Below are 9,028 nucleotides of genomic sequence, written 5' to 3' on the forward strand. Positions count from 1 at the left end.
GTCCGCCAAGACCGCCCCCGACGCACCATCAGCCCACTACACTCCGGACGATGCCTCTGACCAGGCCAGATAGCGAAACGCTGCTGGAGTACTAGCCCGATGTGGGCCCCGATCTTCGAGGCTCGCCCCATGGTGGCTGCCTAATCCGTTGTTAAGGACGTTCCGAGCGCCGGGCCGCGGTCGAATGCCGGTGCCTGCCCGGCACCGGCCAACGGCGGCCGCCGGCAAGCATGGGAGAGGGCTCGTGCTGCCCGCAACTCCCGGCCCGGCCGAGGGTCTTTCCCGGTGGGCCACCGGTCGCACCGACCTCACGAGGCTGCTGCTTGCGTTTCGGCAGGCCCTGGTCGACGACACTGAGTACGAGGATCTCGAAGCCGTCTTCGGTGAAGGCTCTGCCCCTACATCGGAGGAGGCGGTGGCTCTGACGGAACGGCTCCGCGATGTCCTGCGGCACCTCATAGAGATCGTTCCTCACCGTGTCGCACCGTATCCGGTCGAGGAGATGAGGCTCAGCGGCGAAGAACCCCTGCCTCAGGAAGCCTGCGGTCACCTGCGCCGCTTCGCGTCGGCCGTCCTCGCAGTGCTTGACATGCTGGAGGGCGACCTGTACCCCAGCCGCTGTTTGTACCAAGCGCGCAGGGCCTGACTGCTTGGAACCCCGACCTTCCGCTCGACCGTCCACCTGCTGTCTTCGTGGCCGCCTCGGGCGTCGTCGGCAGAGAGAACGGCAGCTCGACCCCCAGGGCCATGTGCCCCTGGATCCGCTCGGGATCGTAGGGCACCGCACACACCGTCACCGGAACTTCCCGGCTGCCCGCGGTGCGTCACCGGTGCAGGGACTCGGCGACGGCCGGGTCCTCGAGCACGGTGACGCACCAGGCGAAGTGCTCGTCACCGCCGCCCGGCGCGAAGGCGTCGCTCGTGGCCATCGCACAGGCGGCTTGGTACAGCAGGAGGTCGTCGACCGCGTAGCCGAACTCGTCGGCGAACCGCGTGGTGAGCTGCCGGGTGATCTCCGGGGCGTGCTCGGTGCCCGCCGGGAAGATGGCCGCGGCCACGGCGGCGTCGAACCGGGGGTCCCCGCCCGTGGACAGGAAGCCGTAGTCCACGAGGGCGAGCGGCCGCAGGTCGTCGTCCACCAGCACGGTCTCCGGGAAGACGACACCGTGGACGACCGCCTCGTCGGTACGGGGCAGCGAGCGCAGCTTCCGAAGCAGCCGGGCGCGCGTGTCGTCGAAGTCGCGGACATGCGTGGAGAGCCGGTCCGCGCACGACCCCGGCCTGCCACAGACGACCGGTCCGGTCGATGAATTCCTTCAGCTGCGCCGCCACGTTTCCGAAGCGGGTCGGCGTTCCGAACGCGTACGCCGTTGCCCACTCGACATCCGCCAAGGTCGCCTCTTGTACGGCTTCCTTGGTGGCGTCAACGCGCGGGGGCATGCCGTCAGGGGTGCTGACCGGCCGGTCTCCGGCGAGTGGCGTGGCTGGTCCATTCGGCGATCGTGGGCCCGGTCGTGGAGGAGCAGTCGCCGTCGTGGGGGTGCGTCGTCGTGGTGTGGTCCGTGAGGAGGGACGGAGGAGCGGTCCCGCCGGGTGCCGGGTGCCGGGAAGCGGGACTCCGCGATCACCTGCCGGCGGCTCGCGGAGGTCCCGCCGAGCGTGACCTGCGAACCGCTCTGATCCTCCGGTCGAACTCGTGATTGAGTAACGGCGAGAGCACACTGCCGAACCGGGCCAGGGCCCAGGTGCCCGCGTCTGGGCAGGTGACGAAGCGCTGGCGCTCGATGCCGTCCACGATGGCCGCCGCGACCCTTTCGGCCGTGAGCGGTTTGATCGTGCCGCCGACCACGCGGGTCTCCTCCGGCTTCCACCGGTTTTCGTCGTGGAGCTGAGGCGTGTCGACGTCCGGGGGAAATACGACACCGACGTGAACGTTGTGGGGGGTGAGTTCGGCCCGTATCGACTCCATCAGCCCGCGTACGGCGAACTTGGCCGGACCGTAAGCGCTGTAGCCGTATATCCCGAGCAGTCCTGCGGCGGATGAGACCGCCACCACGCTGCCGTGCCCGCGTTCCACCATGCCGGGAGCCACGGTCCGGATCGCGTACAGCGTGCCGAAGTAGTCGACCTCCATCATCTGCCGGAAGATTTCGTCCGGCAGTTCCAGGAAGTGTCCGGGGCGGGCGAGCCCTGCCGAGGTGATCAGGATGTCGCAGGGGAACCCCTGCTCGGTCTCCAGTTCGCCGATGGCGCGAGTGATGGCCTCCTGGTCGGAAACGTCGGCCGCCCTCACGGCAGCCGACAGCTCCTTCCCGGCCTCCGCCAGGCGCTCCCGCCCCCGCGCGATCAAAGACACCTTCGCCCCGCACCCCGCCAACAGCCGGGCCGTGGCCAGGCCGATGCCGCTCGACCCGCCCGTCACGATCACATGTGCCGAACCGACATCCACCGGGCGGGTGCTCCGCAGCCTCATGCCCCGGGAGCGTATAGGGCCGCTCGATCGTTGACAGGACCTGCGACAGAACAATTGTCGACGACGTCTGCGAGCCACCGCCGCGCAAGGGGCACCGGGCACGTGACCCGCCTCCCGACGGTATCGAGACGTTCGTCGGGACCAGCGGCGCCCTGGACGAAGTGTGACGGCCGCCGCGAGGACGCCGGGCGCTGCTGGAGCCGGCGTTCCGGCCGGTCACGCGACGTCGATACCCAGGTCGGTGTCCGGCCGACACAGCGGGCACGGCGACACACCAGGACCGGCACCCGGACCAGGCGCTCGCGCTTACCCTCGCCGCCCTGCTCCTGGCAGGGACCGCCCTGCTCGTGCCCTGCTGGGTCGGCGCCGCCTACGCCGCGCCGGGCGTTGCCCGACGTCGGCGGGCGGTCCGCAGGTTACTGCGGGCACTGTGAGCATCCGGGTGTCCCGCCGTCGGCTGACGCATGGCGGTGCCCCTACCGTCCGGATGATCGTGAACGGTGGGGGCAGCGTCATGACAGCTACCGCTTGATCTCGCCCGTGTTGGACGGGGCCCCCGAGCCGCCCCCCGGACGACCGCCGCGCACGGAACGTCTCACCCGACTCGATGAGGGCCTTGGCGCCGTCGAAGCCGTGCCCCGTGACACACCGGTAATGACCCGAGCGCCCTTCCTCGGTGGACGCCACGGGGTCGCTGGGCCTGATCGGCTTCTTGCACCGAGGGCACGTCTGCCAGCGGGCGGGCTGGCCCTGGAACGGCGAAGCGGTGGCCTCTCGTCGTATTCCACGAAGTGCCTCCTCTGAGGAGATGGCCCGGCTTGCGTTGGGATCACCTGGTGCTCTGCGGACGTCGGTGAAGGCGAGGCTCGCGGCATCGTCACCTTCTTGTGCCTCACCGATCAATTTGGCGAGGGAGAAAAGCACATCAGCGATGGCGGAGAGCCTGACGGGCCGTTCTGCGTTGAACCACTGAACGGAATACGGCGCGCTACCGGACGCAGCCTTCTTCGGTTCTCGTGGGCCGCACACCTGGGAGGGCGAGTTCGGCCCAGATGGTCTTGCCGTCCGACCGTTGCCTGGTCCCCCAGTGCTTGGCGAGCTGCGCGACGATGAAAAGCCCGCGCCCTCCCTCGTCGAACATCCGGGCCCGGCGCAGGTGGGGGGCGGTGTTGCTGCCGTCGGACACCTCGCAGGTCAAGGTGTCCTCCCGGATGAGCCGCAGCTGTACCGGAACGGACCCGTAGCGGATGGCATTGGTGACCAGCTCGCTGACGACGAGTTCCGCACTGAACGCCAGATCCCCCAGATCCCAGGCCGCCAGCCGGGACGAGACGAGGTCGCGGGCGCGGGCGACGTCGGCGAGTCCGTCGGTCAGATTCCACGCGGCGGTATGCGTGCTGTCGAGTTCCCGGGTGCGGGCGACGACGAGGGCGACGTCGTCCAGGGAGCCGCTACCGACCACCGTTCTCAGAACGTGGTCGCACATGTCCTCCAGCGAGGCGATCGGCTCGGACAGGGCCTTCTGGAGGTGCTCCAGTCCTTCGTCCAGGTCGTGGCCGGGAACCTCGATGAGACCGTCGGTGTACAAGGCGAGCCTGGCGCCCACGGGCAGTTCCAGTTCGGCCGTCTCGAAGGGGAGTCCGCCGACACCCAGCGGAGGACCGGCGGGGATGTCGAAGTATTCGACGTCCGATCCCGGACGTATGACAGCGGGTGGCGGATGGCCGGCCCGGGCGGCCGAACAGCGGCGTGAGACCGGGTCGTAGATCATGTACAGGCAGGTCGCCACGGTCTCGCCGGCATCTGGTCCGGGATCACGGCTCCCCTTGCGGACCTCACCCATGTCGATGCGGTCCCGGGTGCGGGTGACGACGTCGTCGAGGTGGGTGAGCAGCTCGTCGGGAGGCAGGTCGATGTCGGCGAGCGTGCGTACGGCGGCACGCAGCCGCCCCATCGTCGCGGAGGCGTTGACGCCGTGACCGACGACGTCGCCGACGACCAGGGCGACCCGGGCTCCTGAGAGCGGGATGATGTCGTACCAGTCGCCGCCCACCCCCGCGTACTGGCCCGTGGGGATGTAACGCGTGGCCGCTTCCAGTGCCGCGTGCTTCGGTGCCATCGGTGGGAGCAGGCTTCGTTGCAGCGCCAGGGAGATGTTGCGCTCGCGGGTGTAGCGGCGGGCGTTGTCCACGCACACCGCGGCTCGTGCCCCGATCTCCTGGGCCAGGAGGAGGTCGTCGGTGTCGAAGGGGTCCCGGGCCGGGGAGCGGGTGAACAGGGCAGTGCCGAGGGTCACGCCGCGCGCGCGGAGGGGGATCGCCAGTGCGGAGTGGGGTGCGTTCGTGCGGGCGTGGCCGGGGCGGGCAGACTCGGAAGCGGGTGCGGCGGTTCCGGTGATCTCCAGCATCGCCGGCTTGCCCGTGCTCAGACTGAGGGTTGTCTCCGCACCCTCCCGGTAGACGACGGCCTCGCCCGGACTCACATCTCCCAGAGGCTGCGCTGACAAGCCCGATTCGGCGCTCCGGCGCAGGACAAGGTTGCCCGTGTAAGGCTCCAGGACGGGTTCCTCGCCTTCCAGGACACTCTCGAAGAGGTCCACCGTGGCGTTGTCCGCGAAACCGTTTACCGCAACCTCGGTCAGTTCCTCTGCGGTTCTTGTGGCGTCGAGGGTACTTCCGACGCGGCTGCTGGCCTCACTGAGCAGCACGAGGCGCTCGCGAGCGATCATGAGGCGGCTGAGGCGTCTCTCTCCCGCGATGCGGACATGACAGACGGCCAGACTGATGCACAGCGCGCCGGCCAGTGCCGTGATGACCGTGAATTGGTTGGCGCGGCCCATGTCCTGGAGGAGGACTCCGTAGATCGTTATGGCGGCGGCCAGGTTGAACAACCCGACGATCAAGGTTTGTCGCACCGACAGGAGCGCACTGGCCACGAACGGGATCAGCACGGCGTACTCCGCGATGCCCATGACATGCACATCATGGGCAGCGAGCACCAGTCGCACACCGGAGACCAGCACAACGCTCAGAAGCAGGAAGGCGCAGATGCTGCCCGGCCGGTGGGCGAGCTCGGCGGGCTTCACCTCACGAAACATCCGGGAGATGGTGGCTACGACGCGGTGCCCGTTTCTCTCGGCAGGCGCCCGGGACACACGGCCCACGGAATCACTCTCCTCAAGGGCTGAGGGCTGAGGGGCCATCTGACAGCCATCTTAGTTCCCCACTTAGCTGGTCAACGGCATCTATTTTGGGCTGCCGCTATCGCCTGAGACCAAGCGGGGCCATGCGTGCCCCGCCACAGGCGGATGCGGCCATCCGGCCGGCCACTGGGAAGATCCTCGGCGTTGAGATGCACGGCGCCGTCGACGCCGCAGGTCGGCGCGGCGAGCCCTGGCCTTCGAGCCCAATCAGGCTGTGCGGCGAGCGGGTCCGGTGCCAGTCATTCCCCGCCTCGCCATGGCCGGGCAAGCGTCAGCTCGTGGACCGGGCCTTCTTCCTGGCTCCATACGTTGCGGCGTTGTTCCTGTTGCCGCAGGCTTCGTACGAGTGCCAACGCTGGGTGCGGCTGCGTGTTATGTCGTAGAAGGCGCGGACGCAGGCTTCGTTGGCGCAGGCGTGGATGCGCCGCCAGGTGCGGTCGGTGATGAGTTCCGCCACCGTGAGCGTGATACCGCCGATCACGGGATCGCCGTCGATCTGCTGCAGCTCCACCTGTCCTGGCGCCGCGAAGACCTGCCTCAGGGTGATCGAGGACGACCATCGCGTCATCTTCGTCCAGCGGGCCGCCGTTCCTCGGGTCCCGAAGCCGTGACGATCTCGAGTAGGGCTGCGCGTAGGTCACGGATCTCGGCGATGAGACTCGGGGCCGGGTGGAGGCTAGCCGGTAGGAGTCGGTGCCGGTCTCGATGACGTCCGGGCCCGCGGCCCGATGCGCAGGCTGCGCCCCCGGCTGCGCCGGCCGGGAGCGAGGAGCTGCCGCGGTGACCGAACCCGAAGAGCCCGGGATGCCCGGGCAGGACGACAGTGACCCTCCCGGGGGAGAGCCGCCTTCTCGCCGTGGGCGCCCGCCGGAGCCGAGTCCGGCTACTCCAAGACGCGCCTGTCGGAACTCCTGCGCGGCAAGGGCTACTACCCGGGCTGGGAGATCACCTACAGCGTGGTGAAGGCACTGGACTTACCGCCGTGGCCACTGCACCTCACCCGAACCCCTGCGGAAGCCCGGATGCGGATGCGCTGAGCCTGATCAGGTCGTGAGCTGGAGGGCGTCCAGTACGGCGGTGACGTCCCGGCGTGCGGCCTCGTCCAGGCCGCGCAAGGGACGCGGCAGGTTCGGCTCCGACGTCAGGCCGAGGTGGGACGCTGCGGCGGACAGGACGCGCAGACCACCGTGCTGACGGAGCAGGGCCCACAACGGTTCGAGCGCCTCGGACGACTCCGCAGCCAGGCACGCGTCACCGGCCAGGACTGCGCGGGCGAGGGCGAGCGCGGGACGGGGGAACAGACCACCCACGGCCGAGTACCAGACGTCGCACCCGGCATTCAGGCCGCGCACGCCCGCCCAGTCGCCGCTCACACCGATAGTGACCGTCTCCGGGATCGCCGCGCGCAGCGCGTCGACCCGGGCCTTGGCCTGACCGAAGTCGTCCGGAACAGCGGGGACCTTGATCGAGCGGACGTTCGGCAGCCGGGAGATGCGGCCGTGCAGTTCGTTGGTGAAGTGCACCTGGGTGGTACGAGGGTTGTCGTACACGCACAGCGGCACGGACAGCTCGCGGGTGACGTCCTCGTACAGGCCGAACACCTCGTCGTCCGTGAGCGGTCGGTACGTCACCGGTGCGAGCAGCACCGCCCGTGCGCCGGCTTTCTGGGCGTCCTCGACCAGAGCCAGGACGTGAGAGGTGCGCGGCGCGCCGATGGAGACCATGACGGGAACGCCGTCGGCGGCCTCGACCGCGACTTTCGCGGTGCGGGCGCGCTGTTCGCGGGTGAGGTAGGCGTAACCTCCGGTCGCGACCGAGGACCACCCTGTGCGCTTCCACCAGTGCCACGTGACCGACATGGCCCGGGTGCGGGGGCGCAAATGCTGCGAGGTCGAGGACTGAGAGGTCCGCTCGAACGTGCCTGTCCGGCGGGTCGCTCCGACTCTGAGCTCTGGTTCGTAGCGCTTAGTAGCTAGGTGACTTCGGATCGGCTAACTTCTGCACTGGTAGTCGTGGTTCGGAAGTCTCAAACGCCCGCGGTTCGCACTGCGGGTTTCGTGCTGTGCAACAGCCCCGAGGACCAGGGCGATCACCTCACCCAGGGGCTCTGACAAGCCAGTGCCCCCCAACCCTGGAAATAGGGACAACATGGCAACCGGCATCGTGAAGTGGTTCAACGCCGAAAAGGGCTTCGGCTTCATCCAGCAGGACGGCGGAGGTCCCGACGTCTTCGTCCACTATTCCGCCATCAACGCTGCCGGTTTCCGGTCCTTGGAGGAGAACCAGCAGGTCACCTTCGACGTCACCCAGGGCCCTAAGGGCCCGCAGGCCGAGAACGTCATCCCGGCCTGACCAAATGCCTAAGCACCCCAAACCCAAGCGGTTCGGGGTGCTTAGGCATTTCCCGGGGATGCGATGCAGTGGGTAGAGGCTCTCAAGGCGCTGCGGGAAGCGATGCCGGTTGCCGGTCCGCCCGGTCCGTGAGTGCGCGCCCGGGACCGATTAGGCGCGGGTGCTGATATGCCGTACGGCCGTACCCCACTGCTCCATCACCGGTGCCATGCACCACTGGCACAGCGGGCTGCCGCCGCTGCCGTACCGGTGCGTTTTGCGCTGGCTTCTCTGCACTTCACCTGAATGGGCGGCGAGGGGATTGGGGGTGGCGTGGCGGGCGTGGTGCTAGGCCGTGTCTGACAAATCGATCAGCTGTGTAGATCACGCCCGGGCGCAATGGCCTTGCTGAGGGGAGACGTGGCCAGCGATGCTCGGTCATGCCAGGACAGCGGAAGAGGAAGCGCCAGCAGCAGGACGAGAGTCGGCGGGCCACCGCTCGTGCCACTCCTGGCTCAGGCCACTGGGAGGTGCTGTTCGAGACTCAGGACGAGCCAGAGTGGCGTGCCCACCTTCGTCGTCTGCGTTCCGCAGGGGAACCGATCGACTGGGCGCTGACTCGGATCGACACGCTCTGCAGTCGACTGATGCAGCCAACCACTTATCGGCTCAGCTTGTTCGTGCTGAGCGTCACCCTCTGCTTCGGGGCCTCCTCCGCTCGCAACTGGTCCACGCTCTGGAAGCCGGCGATCGACGCCCTGGGACCCGCGCCGCCCCTTCCGGCCGAGCGACGACGTCAAGGGCTGCCCGGCAAGGGCGTACCCGGCCCAGCGCCCGGCGGTGGTCCTGGCGGCCCCGGTGATCCGCCGTTCGCCGCGGCACATCCCCGTCGTACCGGGGAACCGGGCCGGCAGCAGACGACGATGCGGACCGACCGTGCGGCCGGGTGCCCAGGTACACGGAGGGGGGGGGGGGGGGGGGTAGGTGTTACACCCCCCCCCCCGCCCCCCGCGCGGCGGGAG

General features: G+C 68.9%; 7 protein-coding genes and 1 pseudogene. 2 read left to right on the top strand and 6 right to left on the bottom strand.

The window, feature by feature from the left end; genetic code table 11:
* Positions 1 to 244 precede the first annotated feature (244 nt).
* Positions 245 to 646: a DUF6415 family natural product biosynthesis protein gene (locus tag ACWGJB_RS48010; protein ID WP_453386345.1), complete on the top strand. Its 402-nt coding sequence runs from the start codon at positions 245 to 247 to the stop codon at positions 644 to 646.
* A gap of 178 nt (positions 647 to 824) precedes the next feature.
* Here the strand turns inward: ACWGJB_RS48010 and ACWGJB_RS48015 are convergent, their stop codons facing one another.
* The 6 genes and pseudogenes from ACWGJB_RS48015 to ACWGJB_RS48040 form a co-directional block, all read right to left on the bottom strand.
* Positions 825 to 1,139 carry a hypothetical protein gene (locus tag ACWGJB_RS48015; RefSeq protein WP_453386371.1) on the bottom strand — a complete coding sequence of 105 codons (315 nt, stop codon included), beginning with the start codon at positions 1,137 to 1,139 and terminating at the stop codon, positions 825 to 827.
* 154 nt (positions 1,140 to 1,293) lie between these two features.
* Positions 1,294 to 1,440: pseudogene (locus tag ACWGJB_RS48020) on the bottom strand (flavodoxin family protein); the annotation flags it as partial.
* A 184-nt stretch (positions 1,441 to 1,624) separates the two neighbouring features.
* A complete protein-coding gene (locus ACWGJB_RS48025; RefSeq protein ID WP_453386346.1) occupies positions 1,625 to 2,473 on the bottom strand; it encodes an SDR family oxidoreductase in 849 nt (282 codons plus the stop codon).
* Between the two features lie 988 nt (positions 2,474 to 3,461).
* Positions 3,462 to 5,570 (bottom strand): ATP-binding SpoIIE family protein phosphatase, encoded by a 2,109-nt coding sequence (locus ACWGJB_RS48030; protein WP_453386347.1) that lies wholly within the window; start codon positions 5,568 to 5,570, stop codon positions 3,462 to 3,464.
* A gap of 376 nt (positions 5,571 to 5,946) precedes the next feature.
* The gene (locus ACWGJB_RS48035; RefSeq protein ID WP_453386348.1) at positions 5,947 to 6,186 is read right to left on the bottom strand and encodes a CGNR zinc finger domain-containing protein; all 240 of its coding nucleotides are present in this window, start codon (positions 6,184 to 6,186) and stop codon (positions 5,947 to 5,949) included.
* Positions 6,187 to 6,718: 532 nt separating this feature from the next.
* Positions 6,719 to 7,534: a dihydrodipicolinate synthase family protein gene (locus ACWGJB_RS48040; protein ID WP_453386349.1), complete on the bottom strand. Its 816-nt coding sequence runs from the start codon at positions 7,532 to 7,534 to the stop codon at positions 6,719 to 6,721.
* Between the two features lie 289 nt (positions 7,535 to 7,823).
* Here ACWGJB_RS48040 and ACWGJB_RS48045 point away from each other — a divergent pair, with 289 nt between their 5' ends.
* Complete coding sequence (locus ACWGJB_RS48045) at positions 7,824 to 8,027, top strand: cold-shock protein (RefSeq protein ID WP_453386350.1); 204 nt, start codon at positions 7,824 to 7,826, stop codon at positions 8,025 to 8,027.
* Positions 8,028 to 9,028 lie beyond the last annotated feature (1,001 nt).

This window comes from Streptomyces sp. NPDC054813 (assembly GCF_053611365.1).

Bases quoted from the DNA above. Each gene is read 5' to 3' on its own strand.
- ACWGJB_RS48040 (WP_453386349.1), bottom strand. From the start codon at position 7,534: ATGTCGGTCACGTGGCACTGGTGGAAGCGCACAGGGTGGTCCTCGGTC.
- ACWGJB_RS48030 (WP_453386347.1), bottom strand. From the start codon at position 5,570: ATGTTTCGTGAGGTGAAGCCCGCCGAGCTCGCCCACCGGCCGGGCAGC.
- ACWGJB_RS48045 (WP_453386350.1), top strand. From the start codon at position 7,824: ATGGCAACCGGCATCGTGAAGTGGTTCAACGCCGAAAAGGGCTTCGGC.
- ACWGJB_RS48025 (WP_453386346.1), bottom strand. From the start codon at position 2,473: ATGAGGCTGCGGAGCACCCGCCCGGTGGATGTCGGTTCGGCACATGTG.